Here is a 19,376-nt window from a genome sequence, read left to right as displayed (position 1 = left end):
GCTCACGCCTCCAACGCGGTCGAGATCGGCAGATCGGCGACGCTCGTGCCGACCCGCAGGGTGAAGGCGCCCGGCTCCAGCGCCCAGGCGCCGTCCCGTCCGCCGGTCCAGTGGCGCAACGCGCGGGCCGGCACCTCGATGCGGGCCTCGGTCGAGGTCTGCGCATCCGCTCGGACGACGGCCGAGCCGACGAGCCAGCGCACGGGACGCTCGACGCCGGAACCGGTGCGCTCGGCGTAGACCTGCAGCACCTGCTTGCCGGCCCGATCGCCGGTGTTGCGGATGGACACCGCGAGCGCGGCGTCGTCGCCCGCCAGGGAGCCCTCGACGCGCACGTCGCCGAGCGACCACGTGGTGTACCCCAGCCCGAAGCCGAAGGGCCATGCCGGTTCGACGTCGGCCCGCAGCCAGGCGCGGTAGCCGATGTGGATGCCCTCCTCGTAGCGGAGCACGCCGTCCGTCGGGACGACGTCGAGCACGGGCACGTCGGAGAGGGCGGCCGGCCACGTGCTCGGCAACCGGCCGCCCGGCTCGGCGGCTCCCGACAGCACGTCGGCGAGCGCCGATCCGAACTCCTGTCCACCGAAGTAGCCGAGCACGATGGCCGACACCTCGTCACGCCAGGGCAGGAGCACGGGTGCGCCGGCGTTCACGACGACGACCGTGCGGGGGTTCGCCGCGGCGACCGCTCGCACGAGCTCGTCCTGACGGCCGGGCAGGTTCAGGTCCTCGCGGTCGTATCCCTCGGACTCGACGCGGGAGTTGGTGCCGACGACGACCACCGCGACCTCGGCGGCTCGGGCCGCCTCCACTGCGCTCGCGATGAGCGCTTCGGGGTCGCGGTCGTCGGGGGCGAAGCCGAGGTTGACCGCCGCGGCGCCGGCGAGAGCGTGCTCGCCCTCGGGCAGCGTGAACTCGGCGCGGATGCGCAGCGCCTCGCCCGCGCGCGTGGGCACGATCGCGGTCGCCGACGGCGGGTTGAGGAACGCGGCGCCGAGGTCGGTGCCGGTGAGCTCGGGCTGCTCGTCGAGTCGCAGCTCGCCGTCGACGAGGATGCGTCCGCGCTGCGCGCTGGCGAAGCCGAGCCGCACCTCGTCATCGGACTCCGGGGTGAACACGGTCTCGAGCACGATGGTGCCGGTACGCGCGATCGGGGCGTCGCCGCCGAACCAGACCAGGGAGGTGGCGCGCCGGTCCTCCGCGAAGATCTCGGCACCGGAGCGGTCGAGGAAGCTCACGCGCACGCCCGGCTCACCGGTGACCGGGTTGACGATGCGGGCGAGGGGCAGCTCGGCGACCCCCTCCTGCACGACCGCGCCGACGCGGTACTCGACGGCAGCCTGCGGGAAGGCCGCGCGGATGCCGTCCAGCGGCGTCACGATCGACTCGGGGATCACGGTGGCGCTGCCGCCGCCCTGCGTGCGGGCCTCGAGCGCGTTGTGCCCGATCACGGCGATGGACGCGGGGGCGCTCGACCAGGGCAGCTCGCCCCGGTTCGCCAGCAGCACGGTGCCCTCGATCTCCGCCTCGCGGACGAAGGCGATCCCTTCCTCCGCCTGCACGGCGGCGGGACCGGCGTCGCCGAGGGCGCCGACCCGCTCCGCGAGCTGCAGCAGGCGCAGCACCTTGCGGTCCACATCCGCTTCGTCCACCCGTCCGTCGCGCACCGCGGCGACGAGCTGACCGCTCCAGGCCGGCGCCGGACCCGGCATCGCGAGGTCCTGCGACGCCGAGGCCGACGCCAGGGAGCGCACGCCGGTCCAGTCGCTCACGACGACGCCGTCGAAGCCCCACTCGCTGTTCAGCGGCTGCTCGAGCAGGTCGTTCTCGCTCATCGTGACGCCGTCGACGGCGTTGTAGGCCGACATGAGCGCCCAGGCCCCGGCCTCGACCGCGCGCTCGAACGGCAGCAGGTAGAGCTCGCGCAGTGCGCGCTCGTCGACCCGCACGTCGACGGTGTAGCGGTCGGTCTCGGAATCGTTCGCCACGAAGTGCTTCGGGGTGGCGGCCACGCCGTTGCGCTGCAGGCCGCGCACGTAGGCGGCGGCGAGCACGCCGGTGAGCTGCGGGTCCTCGCTGAAGCACTCGAAGTGCCGGCCGCCGAGCGGCGTGCGGTGCAGGTTGATCGTCGGCCCGAGCACGACGTCGACGCCCTTGCGCCGCGCCTCCGCGGCCGCCGCGGCACCGTAGCGCTCGGCCATCGTCGGGTCCCACGACGCTGCCAGGGCGGTCGCCGACGGCATGTTGAGCGACGGCGATCGCTCATCCCAGACCGGTCCTCGCACGCCGGCCGGGCCGTCCGACAGCGTCATCGCCCGCAGCCCGATCGAGGGCAGCGGGGTCGTCGTCCAGAAGTCGGCGCCCGACACGAGCGCTGCCTTCTCCTCGAGGGTGAGGCGCTCGAGCAGCGCGATCAGGTGGGCGGGGGCGGTGGTCATGATGTCCTCCAGGACGGATGCGCGTGGCCGGCTCCGATGCCGGTCGCGGTCGTGCGCCGCCGCGATGGCGCGGCGGGATGATCGCCCGGGTGCGAGTCCTGCGGACCCGCACCCGGGCGAGGGTCAGGCTGCGCCGAGCCCGGCGCCCGCCTGCTCGTCCGCCGCGGACTGCTCGGCGAGCAGGCGCCGGCGGTCGGCGCGGCGCTGCTCCTGGCGATCGGGGTCGGGCACCGGCGCCGCCATGAACAGCCGCTGGGTGTACGGATGCTCCGGTCGCGCCGTCACCTGGTCGCCGTCGCCGTACTCGACGATCTCGCCGTGGTACATCACGGCCACCCGGTGGCTGATGTGGCGGACCACCGCGAGGTCGTGCGAGATGAAGAGATAGGCGACGCCCGTGCGCTCCTGGATCTCGATGAAGAGGTCGAGCACCCTGGCCTGCGTCGAGAGGTCGAGCGCCGAGACCGGCTCGTCGCAGACGATCAGGTTCGGGTCGAGTGCCAGTGCGCGGGCGATGGCGATGCGCTGGCGCTGGCCGCCGGAGAACTCGCGCGGCAGGCGGTCGGCGGTGTCGGCCGGCAGGTTGACCTGTCCGAGCAGCTCGCGCACGCGGGCGCGGGCGGCCCTGCCGTCGACGCCCCGGGCGGTGAGCGGCTCGCTCAGGATCTGCTCGATCGTCAGGGACGGGTTCAGCGAGGAGTACGGGTCCTGGAACACGACCTGGATCTCGCTCGACAGCGCCCTGCGCTGACGGCGGTGCAGGTTGCCGATCTCCTTCTCGCGGTAGCGGATGCTGCCGCCGGTCACCGGAGCCAGGCCCAGCACGGCGCGGCCGAGCGTGGTCTTGCCGGAACCGGACTCGCCCACCAGACCGACGGTCTCGCCGGGCCTGATGTCGAGCGAGACCCCCTTGAGGGCGCGGAACGGCTGCTTGCCGATCCCCTTGATCGGGTAGGTGACCTCGAGGTCGCGGATGTCGAGGAGCGACTCGTTCACGCCGACACCTCCTTCCGGGACCCGAGGGTCCCTCTCGGCTCGCCGTCCTCGAGGATGGCGTCCAGCAGCGACTGCGTGTAGGGGTGCTCGGCGTGGTTGAAGATCGAGCGCACCGGACCGGTCTCCACGATCAGGCCCGACTGCATGACCGACACCCGGTCGCACAGGTCGGCGACGACGCCGAAGTTGTGGGTGACGAGCAGCATCGCCATGCCGAACTCGGCCTGCAGGTCGCGCAGCAGGTCGAGCACCTCGGCCTGCACCGTGACGTCGAGGGCCGTGGTGGGCTCGTCGGCGATGAGCAGCTCAGGATCGCAGCTGACCGCGCCGGCGATGAGCACGCGCTGCGCCTGCCCGCCGGAGATCTCGTGCGGGTAGGAGGCGAAGGTCTTCTTCGGGTCCGGCAGGCCGACGCGCGCCAGCAGCGCGAGCGCACGCTCGGTGGCCTCCTTCTTGGAGAGGCCGAGCACCACCTGCATGGGCTCCACCAGCTGCGATCCGATGGTGAACGCGCTGTCGAGGTTCGACATCGGCTCCTGCGGCACGTAGGCGATGCGCTTGCCGCGCACCTTGCGGAAGACCCCCTCGCCGGCCCCGGCGAGCTGGATCCCGCCGAAGTCGATCGTGCCCCGGGTGACGCGTCCGCCCGAGGGGAGCAGCCCGAGCACCGAGAAGGCGGTCTGCGTCTTGCCCGATCCGGACTCGCCGATGAGGCCGTGCACCTCGCCGCGGCGGATGTCGAGATCGATGCCGTGCACCACCTGCGTGAGCGAGCCGTCGGGCTGGTCGTAGCCGACGTGCAGATCGCGCACGCTGAGCAGCACCTCGCCCGTGGCGGCGCGGGCGTCGTCCTGGTGGCCGACCACCGCGGTCCGCTCGGCCGGAGCGCCGTTGACCTTGCCCTCGCGGCGGCGCCTGCGCGTCGACACGGTGCGCTCGAGCGCGTCGCGCAGGGCATTGGCGAGCAGGGTCAGCGAGATGCAGGTGAGGCCGATCGCGAGCGATGGCCAGAGCATGAGCAGCGGGGCGTTGTAGATCTTGGCGAAGCCGTCGCTGAGCATGCTGCCCCAGGTCGGCACCGACAGGTCGCCGAGCCCGAGGAACTCGAGGCCGGACTGGATGGCGATCGCGATGCCCGTGATCATCGCCGACTGGATGATGACGGGTGCGCGCACCACCGAGAGGATGTGCCGCGAGATGATGCGGCCGTCGCGCAGGCCGGAGACCCGGGCCGCGTCGACGTACAGCTCGTTGCGCACGGCGGTGACGGATGCGTAGACCAGCCGGAAGAAGGCCGGCGACATGAGCACGCCGAAGATCGCCATCGAGAGCCAGACCGACGGGCCGAGCACGGCGCGGGCGGCGAGCAGGACCACGATGCCCGGCAGCGCCATGACGAGCCCGGTGAGCCAGGAGGAGACGCTGTCGAACCAGCCGCCGTAGTAGCCGGCGAGCAGGCCGCCGACCACGCCCAGGACCAGCGCGACGACGACCGCGACGAGCGCCGCCGCGATGCTGATCTGCGTCGCGGCGAGCAGACGCGAGAGCACGTCGCGGCCGGAGCCGTCGGCGCCGAGCGGGAACTCGCCCCCGGGGGCGCGAGGATCGCCTGCAGCGAGGCGGCGTTGGGGTCGCCGGGCGCCAGCAGCGGGCCGAAGGCCGCGACGATCCCGACCAGGCCGAGGAAGACCAGCGCGATGAGGCCGATCGGGTTGCGCACGAGCCGGCGCAGCAGCGAGACGCGCGCGCGGGCCGGAGCGGCAACGGGCACGGGGGCGACGAGCTCGGTCATGAGAGACGCACCTTCGGGTTCAGCGCCGCCTGGGCGAGGTCGATGAGGAGGTTGACGATGACGACGATGAACGCGGTCGCGAGCACGAGGCCCATGACGATCGGGATGTCGCCGTTGGTCGTCGACTGGACGGCGAGCTGGCCGAGTCCGGGGAGGGCGAAGATCTGCTCGACGATGACGGCGCCGCCGAGCAGGCCGACGAACTGCACCGCCAGGATGGCGAGGGCGGGGCCGCCCGCGTTGCGCAGCACGTGCTTGTAGACGACGCGGCCGCTGCCGAGTCCGCGGCTGCGCAGGGTGCGCACGTAGTCGCGGCTCAGAGCGTCCACGACCGATCCGCGCACCTGCTGGGTGACGGAGGCGATGGCGCCGATCGCGAGGGCGATCACCGGCAGGGTGACGGAGGCGATCCATCCGCCGACGTCCGTCGTGATCGGCACGTATCCGGTGGCCTTGAACAACCGCAGGTTGATCGCGAAGACGAGCACGAGGCCGAGCGCGATGAGGAAGCCGGGGATCGCGAAGCCGAGCACCGAGATGAACTGCACGATGCGGTCGACCACCCCGCCGCGCACCGCGGCGAGCACCCCGAGCACGACGGCGATCACCGCGGCGATGAGGACCGCGCCGATCACGATGGAGAGCGTCACGGCCAGGCGGCTCGAGACGCCGACCGAGACGAGCTGGCCGCTGAACCACGAGCGTCCGAGGTCGCCGGTGACGGCCTGCGAGAGCCAGCCGCCGTACTGCTCCCAGAGGGGGCGGTCGAGACCGAGCTCGGCGGCCTTGGCGGCCACCGCCTCCTGGGTGGCGTTCTGACCGAGGATGCGGCGGGCGATGTCGCCGCCGCCCACGTACAGCAGCGCGTAGGCCACGGTCGTGATGACGAAGAGCAGGACGGCGCCGGACAGCAGCCGTCGCACGATGAAACTGAGCACGTTACTCGTCCTTGAGTCGCGGGGACACGGGGTGGGCGGGGCCGGACCGCCGGGCGTGGTGGCGGTCCGGCCCCGTCGACGACTCAGCCCTTGGGCTGGAAGTCGTAGATGGCGGGGAACGCGTTGGTCGGCAGCACCTCGACGGTGGTGTTCGCATCGGTGGCGAAGCTGCCCTGCACCCGGTAGAAGGGCGCGAACCAGGCCTGCTCGACGAGATAGCGGTTGAGCTCCTTCGCCTTCTCGGCCTGCGTGGCCTCGTCGCCGAACTGGATGTCGGTCATGAGCTGGTCGATGACCGGGTCCTCGGCCTTGTAGGGGTTGAAGACGGCACCGGGCGCGATCATGAACTGGATGAGCTGCCAGTCGGGGTTCTGCTCGAGCGCCATGAAGGACGTCGGGAACTTCGGCGCGAGCAGGTCGGCGATGAAGTTGTTGCCCGGGTCGGTGTACTCGACCTGGATGCCCACGTCGTTGAGCTGCTGCTCGATCAGCGTGTAGGTGTTCGCACCGAGGAGCGCGGACGACGGCTGCTGCAGCACGAGCCCGTCGGCGTAGCCGGCCTCGGCGAGCAGCTCCTTCGCCTTCTCGGGGTCGTACGTGTAGTAGTCGTCGAGCTCGGGGTCGAACGCCTCGGACGTCTCGGGGAACACCTGCGTGGTGACCGTGCCGTTGCCGGCCTGCAGCGCCTGCAGGAGTCCTTCGCGGTCGAAGGCGTAGTTCAGCGCCTGCCGCACCCGCACGTCCGCGAGGGCCGGCTCGACGGTGCCCGAGCGGTCGAGCAGCAGCAGTCCCTGGAAGTCGAGCTCGTTGGCGTTGACCGTCCAGCCGGCGCCCTCGACCTCGCCGAGGTTGTCGTTGTTCGCGAGCTTCACGCCGTTGGCCTCGCCGGCCTTGATGGCGTTGAGCGATGCGGTGGCATCGGCGAGCACGTTGATGACGAGGTTGTCGTAGTGCTGCACGTCCGGGTTCCAGTAGTCCGGGTTCTTCGTGTACGAGTAGCTCGTCCCCGTGACGGTCGCCGCGGTGTCGAGGATGTAGGGACCGGAGCCGATCGGGTCGGTGGCGATGTCCGGGCTGTCGAACGACGCGGGGCTCGCGACGAGGCCCGGGTCGCGGGTCAGGTAGTTCAGGAACGCGGGGTCCGGCGCGCCGAGCGTGATGACCACGGTCGTCGCGTCGGGCGCCTCGACGCTCTGCACGCCGTCGAAGTAGCCGGCGTCGGGCGAGGTGCCGTCCTTGAAGCGGAGCAGGTTCTGCGCCACGACGTCGGCGTTCAGCTCGGTGTCATCGCTGAAGGTCACATCGTCGCGGATGGTGAGGGTGAGCACCGTGTTGTCGTCGTTGTACGACCAGTCGGTGGCCAGGAACGGCTCGATCGTGCCCTCGGGGGTGGCGAGGAGCAGGGTGTCGAAGACGGCCTGGTAGAACGGGGCGCGGTTGCCCCACTCGGAACCGGCCGGGTCGAAGGTGGTGGGCGAGGTGATCGCGCCGAGGGTGAGGGTGGTGGAACCGGATCCTCCGGTCCCCCCGCCGCCCGGTCCTGCGCAGCCCGTGAGGGCGAGGGCGGAGACTGCGACGGCGGCTGCTGTGGCCTTCCAGCGGAACATCATCGTCCCTTTCGGTTGAGGCGATCCGCCAGTGGATCGCTCGTGATCGGGGACGCTAGCACGAATACCGAGTGGTCACTAGATTTTTATTCTCGGCCGTGATGCACTCGTGATCCGCAGCGCAGCGGGCCGTTCGACGCGTGTCGGCGAAAGCTCCCCTCATCGGGGGTTAACCTTGCGCTGGCGATTCAGGAGGGGTCCGATGACGGATGGGATGACGGCGCTGCGGGAACCGGCGCCGGCGAAGAGCACGGGTCGCCGCGGGCCACGGGGCAGCTATGCGAAGAGCGAGGAGACGCGTCAGGCGATCCTCGACGCGGCCCTCGAGGTGTTCGCCGAGAGCGGCTACCGGGGCAGCGCCCTGCGCACCGTGGCCGATCGCGTCGGCATGAGCGAGGCGGGCCTGCTGCACCACTTCCGCAGCAAGGGGAAGCTGCTGATCGCCGTGCTCGAGCACCGCGATCAGCACTCCTACGACTACGTGCCGCTCGACACCATGGTGGGAGCCGACTCGATCCGGGGGCTGGTGGCGCTCGCCGCCCACAACGCGACCCAGCCGGGGGTGGTGGAGCTCTTCTGCACCCTCTCCGCCGAGGCGACGTCGCCCGACCACCCCGCGCACGAGTACTTCCGCAACCGCTACGAGTGGACCCATCGGTCGATCTCCGCCTCCTTCCGCAAGGTCGCCGACGACGGGGACCTGCGCCCCGGCCTGACCCCCGAGAGCGCGGCGCGCGCGACGGTGGCGATGATGGACGGGCTGCAGGTGCAGTGGCTGCTCGACCGGGACGCCCTGGACATGGCCGAAGAGCTGCGCACGTTCCTCGGCGGCGTGACCACGATCGACCTCGCATGACGACGACGGGCAAGCGCGGGCCGTACCGCGGGACCGCAGCCCGACGGCGCGAGATCGTCGACGCCGCCGCGGAGGTCTTCGGCGAGTCCGGCTACCGGGCCGGATCGCTCAAGGACATCGCGGGCCGCGTGGGCATCGACGCGTCGTCGCTGCTGCACCACTTCGGCTCGAAGCACGTGCTGCTCGAGGCGGTGCTCGCCGACAAGGTGAGCCGCGATGCGCAGGCGCTGCACTGGGACGAGGAGATCGAGCCCGCGGAGTTCCCCGCGGCGCTCATCCGGCTGGCCGAGCGCAACGCCGCCAACCCCGGCGTGATCGGCCTCTACACGGTGCTGCTCGCCGAGTCGACGACGGTGGACCACCCGAGCGCCGACTTCTTCCGCGACCGGCACGCGACCACGCGCCGGGACTTCCTGCGCGGCTTCGACGCGATGGCCGAGGCCGGCCTGCTCGCCGAGGATGTGACGCCGCAGGAGGCCGCGCTGTCGACGCTGGCGATCTGGGACGGCGCGCAGACCCAGTGGCTGCTCGACCCCGGGGCCATCGAGGTGGTGGCGGTGCTGCGGGGCCATTTCCGCCGCATCACCCGCGTCGAGGTCTGAGCACCGCCCGACGAGGTCCGTGATACCGTCGCGTCCACGAACCCCCTACGGGCGTTGGGGGTTCGCTCCGCTCACGATCGAAGGCGACCGATGCGATCCGCTCCCCTCCTCGACGGCTGGACCGTCTCCCCCAAGCGCGGCCTCTTCGACGGGGTCGGCGGCGATGTCGCACCGGCGAAGCCCGTCACGCTGCCGCACGACGCGATGCTCGAGCTGCCCCGCTCGCCCGAGGCGCCCTCAGCCGAGCACGGCGGCTACTTCCCCGGCGGCGCGGTCGAGTACGCGCGCACGGTGCGGGTCGACCCCTCGCAGGTGAGCACCCTCGTACTCGACGGCGTCTACCGCGACGCGGTCGTCTTCGTGAACGACGCCTTCGCCGGTCAGTGGACGAGCGGCTACTCCCGCTTCAGCGTGCCGCTCGACCCCTACCTGCTCGAGGACGGCACGGCCGTGCTGCGCGTCGAGGCCCGCGCCCACAAGGACTCCCGCTGGTACACGGGCCTCGGCATCCACCGCGACGTGCACCTGCTCACCGGGCCGCGCGTGCACCTCGCCGTCGACGGGGTCACCGTCACCACGCCCGACCTCGATGACGCCGGCGCGATCGTGCAGGTCGAGAGCCGCGTCGTCAACGCTTCCGTGCGCACCCGCACCGTGCTGGTCGAGACCGAGCTGCGCGCACCCGGTGGTGAGGTCGTCGGCGCCGGTCGCAGCCCCATCACCCTGCTCGCCGGCGAGACCGGCACCGCGCGGCAGCGCATCTGGGTGGCGCAGCCGGCGCTCTGGGGCCCCGACTCCCCCGTGCTGCACGAGGCCGTCGTCACGGTGACCGGACCGGACGGCGTCGACGCCGAGTCCGCGACCTTCGGCATCCGCCGCATCCAACTCGACGCCCAGCACGGCCTGCGCATCAACGGCGAGGTGGTCAAGCTGCGCGGCACGTGCATCCACCACGACAACGGCGTCATCGGCGCGCGCTCGATCGCGGCCGCGGAGGAGCGCCGCGTGCGGCTGCTCAAGCAGGCGGGCTTCAACGCCATCCGCAGCGCGCACAACCCGATCAGCCCCGCGCTGCTCGACGCCTGCGACCGCCACGGCGTGCTCGTCATGGACGAGGCCTTCGACATGTGGAACGAGGCGAAGAGCCCGTTCGACGGCTCGCTGACCTTCGCCGAGTGGGCCCTTCGCGACCTCGCGGCGATGGTCGCGAAGGACCGCAACCACCCCAGCGTGGTGCTCTACTCGATCGGCAACGAGATCCCCGAGACCGGGCGCCCGCACGGCTCGCGCGTCGGCCGCCTGCTCGCCGACGAGCTGCACCGTCTCGACCCGAGCCGTTTCACCACCAACGGCATCAACGGCCTGGTCTCGATCATCCGCGAGCTGCCGCCCATGGGCGGAGCGGATGCGGATGCGGGCCCCGTCGACATCAACGCGCAGATGGCGTCGATGGGCGCACGGATGAGCGAGCTCGTCGCGAGCGACCTCGTCACCGACCGCACGGAGGAGAGCTTCGCCGCGCTCGACGTGGCCGGCTTCAACTACGGCGAGACGCGCTACGCGAGCGATGCGGAGCGCTTCCCGAACCGCATCGCGGTCGGCAGCGAGACCTTCCCGAGCCGCATCGACCTCTCCTGGCCGCTGGTCGCCGAACTGCCACACGTCATCGGCGACTTCACCTGGACGGGCTGGGACTACCTCGGCGAGGCCGGCATCGGCCGCATCGACTACACCGAGACCGGCGGCGCCTTCTCGGGCACGAGCGGCCCGTACCCGTACCAGCTGGCCTGGTGCGGCGACCTCGACATCACCGGCCACCGCCGCCCCGCCTCCTACTACCGCGAGATCGTCTTCGGCCTGCGCAGCGACCCTACCTGGCCGTGCGCCGCCCGCGCCTGGACGGCCTGCTGCAGGCTGGCGGCCCCTGGTCGTGGACGGATGCGGTGAGCACCTGGTCGTGGGACGTCGCCGACGGCACCCCCGTCGCGATCGAGGTCTACGGCGACGCGGACGAGGTGGAGCTGCTGCAGGACGGCGTCTCCCTCGGCACCGCCCCGCTCGGCCGCGAGCACCGCTACCGCGCGGTCTTCGAGACGACCTTCAGCCGCGGCGAGCTGATCGCGATCGCCCGGACGGGCGGTGTCGAGACCGGCCGTCACGCGCTGCGCACCGCGGGCGAGGCGGGCCTCACCGTGCGCGTCGACCGCCCCGAGCTCCGCCTGGGCGTCGGCGACCTGGCGCACGTCGAGATCGAGCTCGCCGACGCCGACGGCCTCCTCGTGCCCGACCGCGACCGCGGGGTCGTCGTGCGGGTCGAGGGCGCCGGCGAGCTGCTCGGCCTGGGCAGCGCGCGTCCCGACACCACCGAGTCGTACCTGGCCGACCGCACGACGACGTTCGACGGGCGCGCGATCGCGGTCGTCCGTCCGCTCGCCGAGGGCGCCATCACCGTCACCGTCGCGAGCGGAGGCGAGGAGCGCACCGTCGCGCTGACCGTGGCAGGCTGATCGTCATGAGCGACGACGACGTCACGACCCCCGGCCGCACCTGGGCCGGCACGCACGCCTTCGCGGCGGCGAGCCTGCACGCCCCGACCACGATCGCCGAGGCGCAGGAGCTCGTGGCGGCCTCGCCCCGCATCCGCTCGCTGGGCACGCGGCACTCCTTCAACGGCCTGGCCGACACCGACGGCGCGCTGCTCAGCCTGCTCGACGTGCCGGCCGACCCCGTGCTCGACGGCGATGCCGTCACGGTCGGCGCCGGCACGCGCTACGGCGTGCTCGCCGCCTGGCTCGAGGAGCGCGGACGGGCGCTGCACAACCTCGGCTCGCTGCCGCACATCTCGATCGGCGGGGCGACCGCGACCGGCACGCACGGCTCGGGCAACGCGAACGGTTCGCTGTCGACCGCGGTGCGCGCCGTCGAGCGGATCGCACCGGACGGCTCGCTCTGGACGGTGCGGCGCGGCGAGCCCGGCTTCGACGGCTCCGTGGTCGCGCTCGGCGCGCTGGGCCCGGTCACCCGGATCACCCTCGACACGCAGCCGAGCTACCAGGTGCGCCAGGAGGTCTTCACCGACCTGCCGTGGGACGCGCTGCTCGACGACTTCGACGCCGTCAGCGGCGCCGGCTACAGCGTCAGCGTCTTCACCGACTGGCTCGGCGACTCCGCCCAGTCCCTCTGGGTGAAGACCCGCATGGAGGAGGGCACCGGCCCCATCCCCGCCGAGCGCTTCGGCGCGCACGCCGCCGACGGGGAGCAGGCGGGCGACGGCGACGCGGTCGACACCAGCGAGAACGGCAACTCGACCCTGCAGGGCGGGCGGCCCGGCCCATGGTCCCACCAGCTGCCGCACTTCCGCCTCGACGCGACGCCGAGCGCCGGCGACGAGATCCAGAGCGAGTTCTTCGTGCCGCGCGCCGCCGCCCGCGAGGCGCTCACCGCGGTGCGGGCGCTCGGCGAGTCGATCGCCCCCGCGCTGCTCATCACCGAGCTGCGCACCGTGGCCGCCGACGAGCTCTGGCTCAGCGGCGCCTACGGTCGCGACACCCTCGGCATCCACTTCACCTGGAAGAACCTGCCCTCCGCCGTGCACGCGCTGCTGCCGGCCATCCACGCGGCGCTCGAACCCTTCGAGATGCGCCCGCACTGGGGCAAGGTCTACGACGAGACGCTGCGCACGGCGCCTCGATACGAGCGGATGCGGGACTTCCGCGACCTGGTCGCCGCCCGCGACCCGCGGGCCAAGTTCGGCGGCCCGCTGATCGACCGCATCCTCGAGCGCTGATAGCGGACCGGCGTTCCGCTAAATATCGGAACGCCGGTCCGATAGCGTTGGGGGTGTGACCGACTTCCAGCGGGCGCGGCGCCCGGAGCAGATCGCGGCCCGACGAGCGCAGATCCTCGCGGCGGCGCGCTCGACGCTCGGCGTGCATCCGCTCGGCCAGGCCAGCCTGCGCGAGATCGCCGAGCGGGCGGGCGTCGCCAAGTCGGCGGTGCTGCGCTACTTCCCCACGCGCGAGATGGTGTTCCTCGAGCTGCTCTTCGCCGAGTGGAGCGACTGGCTCGACGAGCTCGAGGGCCGGATGCCCGGGCCGGGCCTGTCGGGCGACAGCGGCTTCGCCGGGCTGCTGGCCGCCTCGCTCGACCGGCGCCCGCTGCTGTGCGAGCTGCTCGCACACCTCGACGCGGTGCTGCGCCGCAACGTGCCCGCCGGTCTCGAACCCGAGGTCGACGCGCGGGTCGCCGAGCGCGGTGCGCGGCTGGCCGCGCTCGTGCGCCGCAGCTTTCCGGCCATGCACGGCACACCGGCGAGCGGTTTCGCGACCATGACCGTCGTGCTGCTCGCCGGGCTCTGGCCCGCGATGCGCGCGGCGGATGCGCCGGCGAGCGCGCTGCAGGACGGCCTCTTCCTCGAGGGCCTCACCGGCCAGCTGCGCGGCGCGCTCTCCCCGGCCGTCGCCCCGCTCGTGCAGCCGTGGACCCCTCCACCGCTCCAGTTCCCGCGGGGGTGACCGGGGGTTGCGCTGCATGTTTGTATCAGTACGATGGTACAGAACCGATACAAACTGGAGGTCCGACATGTCGACCATGCAGGTCATCGCCCTGATCCTCGCGGCGGGCAGCGTGCTCATCGCCGCCATCGCCGTGCCGCGGTCGAGCCGCTCGAGCCCGGTGCGCAGCTTCTCCCGCTCCGTGAACCTGGCCGTCACCGCCGAGGTGGATCGCACGGTCCTGCGGCGCGTGCAGGCGCGCTCCCTGTCCTTCGCCGGCGGCCTCGTTCTGGCGGCTGTGGTGCTCATGGGCCTCGGGCTCGCCGGGGTCGAGCCGGGGGCGACGACCGGGATCGTCACCGTTCTCGTCGTCTACGGCAGCGTCGCCCTCTGCATCGCCGTCTCCGCCGGCGCCGGTCGTCCGTGGGTACCCGAGGGCACGCCGCGCATGGCCCGCGTGGGCGCGGCGCGCATCCAGGACTACGTCCCCGCCTTCGAGCTCGTCGGCGCGCGCGCGCTCTGCGGTCTCGCCGTGCTGGCCTGCATCGGGTCCGCGATCACCGCCGGGGCGAGCGGATCGGGCGCCGTAGCCGCCTGGTGGGCCGGATACGCCGCGATCGTGGTCGCGATCGCCGTGGCGTGGGAGCTGAACGCCCGTCGCGTCCTCCGGCGGAGCGTGCCCGCCGGCAGCACCCAGCAGCTCGCCTGGAACGACGCGCTGCGCGCCAGCGTCCTGCGCGACACCCTCACCCTGCCGCTGACGGCCGGGTTCTTCGGCGCCTTCGCCGGTCCGCTCCACGTGCTGACCGAGCTGCCGCTGCCGGGCTGGATCGCAGCGGCCGTCGGCGGCGCCGTGTTCCTGCTGCTCGTCGCCGCGGTGCTCGTGCTGATCCCGATCGCGCTCCTGGTCAAGCCCGGCCGGCACTACCAGCGTCGCCTCTGGCCGGAGCTCGCCGCCGCGCCCGCGGATGCGGCTGGTCCGGCGGCACCCGCGGCCTCGTCGGCGCACGGCGGTGCCCGATGATCGTCGTCATCGACCCGAAGTCGCCGACCCCGCCGTTCGAGCAGCTGCGCGCGCAGGTCGTCGAGCAGACGCGCGCGGGATCGCTCGCCGCCGGCACACGGCTGCCGACCGTGCGCCGCCTCGCCGAGGATCTCGGGGTCGCACCCGGCACCGTCGCACGCGCCTACCGCGAACTCGAGGCCGACGGCCTGATCGAGACCCGCGGGCGCAACGGCAGCTTCATCCGCCCCCAGGGCGACCCCGGCGAGCAGGCCGTGCAGGAGGCCGCGCGCGCCTACGCCGACCGCGTGCTGCGGCTCGGCGTCAGCCCCGAGCAGGCGCTCGCCTACGCCCGCGCGGCGCTCGGGGCGTAGGCGTCCGCGCCGCTCCGCCCTCTCCAGCGGCGACGTGCCGTGGCGCATCACCGGTCGGTCCGTCACCCTGCGAACACCCGCCGGGCGCGACCCGAGGCATCGCGGTGCCGGTCGATGCCGCTCGGCTCCGTGCGGACGGCACCCACTCGATCCCCCACGCAGGCCCAGCAGGAACCCGCGGCCGTCGAGTTGCCGCGAATGGCTGCTTCGCGACCCCCGAGGCCGCCATTCGCGGCAACTCGACGCGGGACTCCGCCCGCCGGAGCGACCGAGAACGGCGCGGGGTCGCGTTCCGAAGCGACGTCGCATACCGGCCCGGCTCGCCGAGCGGATGCGACACCTCGGGCATCGCGCGAACCGCGACCGCTCAGCCGGCGCGGCGCACCATGCGCAGCTCGGGCCCGAAGGCATCCAGTCGTCGTACGCCGTCGAGACGGAAGCCCTGCCGTTCGTGGAACCGCCGCGCGCCGGAGGCTCTCTCGAACACCCAGAGGTGCGCCGCACGTCGCCCGATCGATGCGCGCATCAAACCGGCGCCGATCCCCCGGCGACGAGCGGCGGCGGCGACGATGAGCGAGCCGAGCTGCGGTCCGAGCTCCCCATCGACACCGTCGATTCGCACCGTGCCGACGAGTCGGCCTTCCAGCTCCGCGACCAGGACGCCGCCGCCGGCCACGCGCTCCGACCACCGCCGCCGCCGCGCATCGGGCGGCTCGGCACGGCGAGCGTCCAACAGCTCGTCAGCGAGCACCCCGCGATGCGCTCGATCCCACTCCTCCAGCATGAACGCCGCGAGCGCGGCCGCATCCCCGGAGGTCGCCGAGCGGATGCGCAGCGTCACAGCGCATCGGCGGACGCGGCAGCGCGCGAGCCGGCGCCGGCGAGCACAGGGGTGAGCCGGACGCCCGGCACCCGCTCGCGCACACCGGCCCGGTGCAGCAGGGACCGCTGAACCGTGTACCCGGTGCCGGGCGGCACCACCGCAACGCCGCTCATGTGCTCACCAGAACACCGAGCACGAGGATGAGGGGCATCGCCATCTGCAGGGCGCACAGGCCGAGCGCCACGACGCCGAGCACGAGTCCCGCGAGCGAGAGCCCGTAGCCGGTGAGCGTCTCGTCGCGCCGCAGCTCGCGCCGCGCTACGAAGGCCGCCGCGATCGCCGCGATCCCCGCCGGTACCGCCACGATCCCGATCTGCGGCGGCAGCCCCGTCACGTACATCGCCGAGAGCAGCGAGAGCGGCAGCGCGGCGACCGCGAGCAGTCCCAGGCCGACGCTCAGGACGGCCCGACGCGAGGTGCGCTCGCCCGTCGGCGCCAAGACGTCGCCGGCAGCTCCGCTGGCGGGCGCGGCGCACACGCCGCACCCCTCATCACGCGCTCCTCCGGAGCTCACCCCCGCGAGCCCCAGTCGGCCGGCCTGCTCGCCGCACCGTCGAGCCAGAGCTCGCTCGACTCGTCGCCGTGCGCGCCGGCCTTGCCGACGTGCTTGTCGTCGATCCGAGCGCCCTTGGTGATCACGTGCACCATGGCCATGCCGTGACCGCGCCCGAGGTCGTAGTCCTGCTTGAGCCAGGCGAGGATCTCGCCGGCCTTCACGCCCGGCTCCGCCAGGCCCCTCTGCTGCGCGATCGCGGCGAGCTCGCGCGGAGTGAGGCCGGTCTTCTGCTCGACCGCGTCGAGGTACGCCTGGAACGACATGGCGGCAGCGTAACGCCCGGCGGCGCCGAACGGGAGGGGTGCTCGCCCGGAGCGCGGGCGAGCGGGGCGGCCCGTCTCCGAACGGACCGCCCCGCGGAGGCGGGGGCCGAATCCCCCGCCGCCATCGATCGTCAGGTGCCGGGCGCGGGAAGCCGGGGACCGCTTCCCGGGTCCGCCCGCTCGCTCCGTCGGAAGGCGGAGCGCTGACGATCTCGGGGGTGCGCAGCGACCGGGAACGCCACGTCACCCACCTCTCACCGGGACGCGTCGGCGACGCCCGGATGGTCTGGACGGCCGGCCCCCTGCGACACGTGCGCCCAACCGCCGCGGATCGAGCAGGTACAGCGCGAGGAAGGCGACCACGGCAGCGGCGGCGCAGAGCAGACCCGAGGTCGTCCGCAACCATGCCGAGACGTACCCGAACCAGGGCAGGTGCAGACGGTACGCACCCGCCTGGCTCACGACGTAGGGCTGCGGATCGTCGCTGTCGTTCGCGTCCCCGCGCAGGGTCAGCGACACCGCGCCGTCGGCCTCGGGGGCGATCGCGACGACGCGATGCGTGATCAGCCCCAGGTCTCGGGGCCGCTCGACGGTGACGACATCACCGACCGAGATCTCGCCGACCCCGACCACCTGCGAGAACACGACCGAGCCCACGGGGATGTCCGGCTCCATCGATCCGGACATCACGATGAGCGGGCGCACGTTCGCGACCAAGCACACGAGGAAGACCGCGATGCACACCGCCCCGAGCGCTGCGGCGACGGTCAGGAGGGCGGACCGCGCCGCGACCAGCACGGCGAGCGCCCGCCGACGGCGCCGACCGCGCCGGTAGACGCCCATCACGACGTCACCGAACCCGCGTCGAAGCGGAGCGACAGCGCCGACTGCCCGCCGTTGAGCGCTTCGACCCCCGGCTCGTCGAGGTACTCGATGCTCAGCGTGATGGTGTCGAGGCTGCCGGGCTCGCCGGGCGTGAAGGCCTCGCCGCCGTCCAGCGGCGGCGCCCCGCGGGGAGCGAGGGCGCCGAGGCTGCCCGAGGCGTCCGCGAGCACGGCGTCCTCGAAGAGCACGGCGCCGGAGGCCAGGGTGGCGGTGAAGCGCAGGAAGGGCGTGATGTCCGGGACGCCGTCGCCCGTCCCGCCCTCCCGTGCGACGATCGCGATCGCCGTGTCGGCCAGCAGGCGTGGCGTGTTGTTGAAGACCGGCAGCTCGGTGGTGATGGTGCGACCGGGTACGAGCTCGCCGGCGCCCGGCACGGCCCAGGGTGCACCCGAGGGCAGATCGGCCTGCAGCGCCCTGCCCTGCGAGACCAGACCGATGTCGAAGCGCTCCGAGGGGCCGATGCCGGCGCCCCCGAGGCCGAGTCGTGCCCCGTCCGTGTGGGCCGCCCCGGTGGTTCCGGCAGCGAGGAGGACGAGCAGCCCGAGCACGGCGACACCCGTCCGCAGCAGGAGCGGTCGCGCACGAGTCCGCTCCGTCCGGCCGCTCATGCTGGGATCCTCAGCGGTGAGAGGTCCCAGGAGACCTGACGGTTCGCGGCCTGGGTACCGCGAGGATCGCCCAGGGCGCGATCCGGGTTGTAGCCGCGTCCCCAGAACGTGCCGTCGACGCGCTGCCAGAGGAAGAAGTCCTGCCCCGCGGTGACCAGGCTGACCGCGGTGTCGATCGGCCCCGCGACCAGCGGCAGGGCGGCCTGGTCGTCCGGGGCGCCGTAACCGTGCAGGCCGCCCTGCCCGTCGAGGAACAGCGCGCCGGTGAAGGAGAACCGCATCGATCGGATGCCCGCCAGGCCCGGGTTGATCGCCGGCTCGCTCGCCGGCGCGGTCTCCGTCCCGCGCCCGCCGATCCGACCCGCGTTCGAACCCCAGGTCAGCACCTGACCGTCGGAGAGCATCGCAGCCCCCATGTCCCTGCCGCCGTCGACCGCCACGATGTACGGGCCCGCCTCGCCGACGACGTGCCGCGCCCAGGGCGCGAGGCTCGGGATGCGAGCAGCCCTCGCGCCGACACCGCCGAGCCCCGAGGGCAGCGAGTTGGCGGTCGTGCCGCCCCAGTAGTAGACGTCGCCGTTCTCGAGCAGCAGGAAGAAGTTGGTCGAGGCGCCCTTGATGTAGATCGGCCGATTGCCGGGCGAGGTCGGGTCCGGCAGCCCGCCCAGCTGGCTCGCACCGCTGCCCGCGTTGCCGCCGTACTCCTCCGACGATCCCCAGTGCCACACGGTGCCGTCGGCACGGATGCCCGCACCCGCGAACTCCGTCGACGACAGCGTCATCACCCCGTCGAGCAGCGCACCGGCTCCGCCCGACCGGGTGCCGATGCGGATGCGCCGCGGCGAGTTGGCCGGGGCCGCGCCGTCGGTTCCGTCCCGGTCCGCGAACGAGCCCCAGCCCCAGACCTGCCCGGTCGCGTCGATCGCATTGGCGTTCCGCGAACTGCCGGTGACCTGCCGGATGGGGAAGCCCCGGCACCACGGTCGGCGGCCCGCTCGCCAGGGAGGCGCCGCCACCGGCGATCCCGAAGCTCAGGTCGCCCCAGACCATCACCTCGCCCGCGACCGACAGACCGAGACCGG

At 72.9% G+C, this 19,376-nt stretch carries 20 protein-coding genes and 1 pseudogene; 8 read left to right on the top strand and 13 right to left on the bottom strand.

Features of this window, described 5'->3' with window-relative positions; all coding sequences use genetic code 11:
• Nucleotides 1–2 precede the first annotated feature (2 nt).
• From QQK26_RS11590 to QQK26_RS11565, 6 genes and pseudogenes are all read right to left on the bottom strand, one after another.
• Nucleotides 3–2,438 carry a beta-glucosidase family protein gene (locus QQK26_RS11590; protein WP_284232902.1) on the bottom strand — a complete coding sequence of 812 codons (2,436 nt, stop codon included), beginning with the start codon at nt 2,436–2,438 and terminating at the stop codon, nt 3–5.
• A gap of 123 nt (nt 2,439–2,561) precedes the next feature.
• Nucleotides 2,562–3,434, bottom strand: a complete 873-nt coding sequence (locus QQK26_RS11585) for an ATP-binding cassette domain-containing protein (RefSeq protein ID WP_284232900.1) — start codon at nt 3,432–3,434, stop codon at nt 2,562–2,564.
• On the bottom strand, nt 3,431–4,984 hold the full coding sequence (locus QQK26_RS11580) for a dipeptide/oligopeptide/nickel ABC transporter permease/ATP-binding protein (protein WP_284232898.1): 1,554 nt from the start codon (nt 4,982–4,984) through the stop codon (nt 3,431–3,433). The genes QQK26_RS11585 and QQK26_RS11580 overlap by 4 nt, the downstream gene beginning before the upstream one ends.
• Before the next feature lie 101 nt (nt 4,985–5,085).
• Nucleotides 5,086–5,226 (bottom strand): annotated as a pseudogene (locus QQK26_RS11575) (hypothetical protein); the annotation flags it as partial.
• Nucleotides 5,223–6,164: an ABC transporter permease gene (locus QQK26_RS11570; protein WP_284232896.1), complete on the bottom strand. Its 942-nt coding sequence runs from the start codon at nt 6,162–6,164 to the stop codon at nt 5,223–5,225. The gene QQK26_RS11570 and the pseudogene QQK26_RS11575, both read right to left, overlap by 4 nt.
• Nucleotides 6,165–6,247: 83 nt before the next feature.
• Nucleotides 6,248–7,774 carry an ABC transporter substrate-binding protein gene (locus QQK26_RS11565; RefSeq protein WP_284232894.1) on the bottom strand — a complete coding sequence of 509 codons (1,527 nt, stop codon included), beginning with the start codon at nt 7,772–7,774 and terminating at the stop codon, nt 6,248–6,250.
• 199 nt (nt 7,775–7,973) lie between these two features.
• On the opposite strand from QQK26_RS11565, the gene QQK26_RS11560 reads away from it, so the two are divergent.
• The 8 genes from QQK26_RS11560 (at nt 7,974) to QQK26_RS11525 (ending at nt 15,099) form a co-directional block, all read left to right on the top strand.
• Nucleotides 7,974–8,627, top strand: a complete 654-nt coding sequence (locus tag QQK26_RS11560) for a TetR/AcrR family transcriptional regulator (protein WP_284232892.1) — start codon at nt 7,974–7,976, stop codon at nt 8,625–8,627.
• The gene (locus QQK26_RS11555; protein WP_284232888.1) at nt 8,624–9,229 is read left to right on the top strand and encodes a TetR/AcrR family transcriptional regulator; all 606 of its coding nucleotides are present in this window, start codon (nt 8,624–8,626) and stop codon (nt 9,227–9,229) included. The genes QQK26_RS11560 and QQK26_RS11555 overlap by 4 nt, the downstream gene beginning before the upstream one ends.
• Before the next feature lie 90 nt (nt 9,230–9,319).
• Nucleotides 9,320–11,176, top strand: a complete 1,857-nt coding sequence (locus QQK26_RS11550) for a glycoside hydrolase family 2 protein (RefSeq protein WP_284232885.1) — start codon at nt 9,320–9,322, stop codon at nt 11,174–11,176.
• Entirely contained in the window at nt 11,110–11,736 is a 627-nt protein-coding gene (locus tag QQK26_RS11545; protein WP_284232883.1) for a DUF4982 domain-containing protein, read from the top strand. Before QQK26_RS11550 ends, QQK26_RS11545 begins: the two co-directional genes overlap by 67 nt.
• A gap of 5 nt (nt 11,737–11,741) precedes the next feature.
• Nucleotides 11,742–13,016, top strand: coding sequence for an FAD-binding protein (locus QQK26_RS11540; protein WP_284232881.1), 1,275 nt, complete (start codon nt 11,742–11,744; stop codon nt 13,014–13,016).
• Nucleotides 13,017–13,071: 55 nt separating this feature from the next.
• Nucleotides 13,072–13,743 carry a TetR/AcrR family transcriptional regulator gene (locus tag QQK26_RS11535; RefSeq protein WP_284232879.1) on the top strand — a complete coding sequence of 224 codons (672 nt, stop codon included), beginning with the start codon at nt 13,072–13,074 and terminating at the stop codon, nt 13,741–13,743.
• Between the two features lie 67 nt (nt 13,744–13,810).
• Nucleotides 13,811–14,746, top strand: coding sequence for a hypothetical protein (locus tag QQK26_RS11530; protein WP_284232872.1), 936 nt, complete (start codon nt 13,811–13,813; stop codon nt 14,744–14,746).
• Complete coding sequence (locus QQK26_RS11525; RefSeq protein WP_284232870.1) at nt 14,743–15,099, top strand: GntR family transcriptional regulator; 357 nt, start codon at nt 14,743–14,745, stop codon at nt 15,097–15,099. Before QQK26_RS11530 ends, QQK26_RS11525 begins: the two co-directional genes overlap by 4 nt.
• A gap of 367 nt (nt 15,100–15,466) precedes the next feature.
• Here the strand turns inward: QQK26_RS11525 and QQK26_RS11520 are convergent, their stop codons facing one another.
• The 7 genes from QQK26_RS11520 to QQK26_RS11490 all read right to left on the bottom strand — a co-directional run bounded on the left by QQK26_RS11520 (nt 15,467) and on the right by QQK26_RS11490 (nt 19,310).
• Entirely contained in the window at nt 15,467–15,940 is a 474-nt protein-coding gene (locus tag QQK26_RS11520) for a GNAT family N-acetyltransferase (RefSeq protein WP_284232868.1), read from the bottom strand.
• Entirely contained in the window at nt 15,937–16,095 is a 159-nt protein-coding gene (locus tag QQK26_RS11515) for a hypothetical protein (protein WP_284232866.1), read from the bottom strand. Before QQK26_RS11515 ends, QQK26_RS11520 begins: the two co-directional genes overlap by 4 nt.
• Nucleotides 16,092–16,460, bottom strand: coding sequence for a hypothetical protein (locus QQK26_RS11510; protein WP_284232864.1), 369 nt, complete (start codon nt 16,458–16,460; stop codon nt 16,092–16,094). The genes QQK26_RS11515 and QQK26_RS11510 overlap by 4 nt, the downstream gene beginning before the upstream one ends.
• Nucleotides 16,461–16,492: 32 nt before the next feature.
• On the bottom strand, nt 16,493–16,801 hold the full coding sequence (locus QQK26_RS11505; RefSeq protein WP_284232862.1) for a DUF4287 domain-containing protein: 309 nt from the start codon (nt 16,799–16,801) through the stop codon (nt 16,493–16,495).
• Nucleotides 16,802–17,044: 243 nt separating this feature from the next.
• The gene (locus QQK26_RS11500; protein ID WP_284234577.1) at nt 17,045–17,644 is read right to left on the bottom strand and encodes a signal peptidase I; all 600 of its coding nucleotides are present in this window, start codon (nt 17,642–17,644) and stop codon (nt 17,045–17,047) included.
• Complete coding sequence (locus QQK26_RS11495) at nt 17,644–18,294, bottom strand: hypothetical protein (protein ID WP_284232861.1); 651 nt, start codon at nt 18,292–18,294, stop codon at nt 17,644–17,646. The genes QQK26_RS11500 and QQK26_RS11495 overlap by 1 nt, the downstream gene beginning before the upstream one ends.
• Nucleotides 18,291–19,310 (bottom strand): RCC1 domain-containing protein, encoded by a 1,020-nt coding sequence (locus QQK26_RS11490; protein ID WP_284232858.1) that lies wholly within the window; start codon nt 19,308–19,310, stop codon nt 18,291–18,293. The genes QQK26_RS11495 and QQK26_RS11490 overlap by 4 nt, the downstream gene beginning before the upstream one ends.
• Nucleotides 19,311–19,376 lie beyond the last annotated feature (66 nt).

The sequence above is a fragment of the Arenivirga flava genome (assembly GCF_030161575.1).
In the GTDB taxonomy this organism is placed as follows: domain Bacteria; phylum Actinomycetota; class Actinomycetes; order Actinomycetales; family Microbacteriaceae; genus Arenivirga; species Arenivirga flava.
This window is presented reverse-complemented; position numbering and strand designations above follow the sequence as displayed.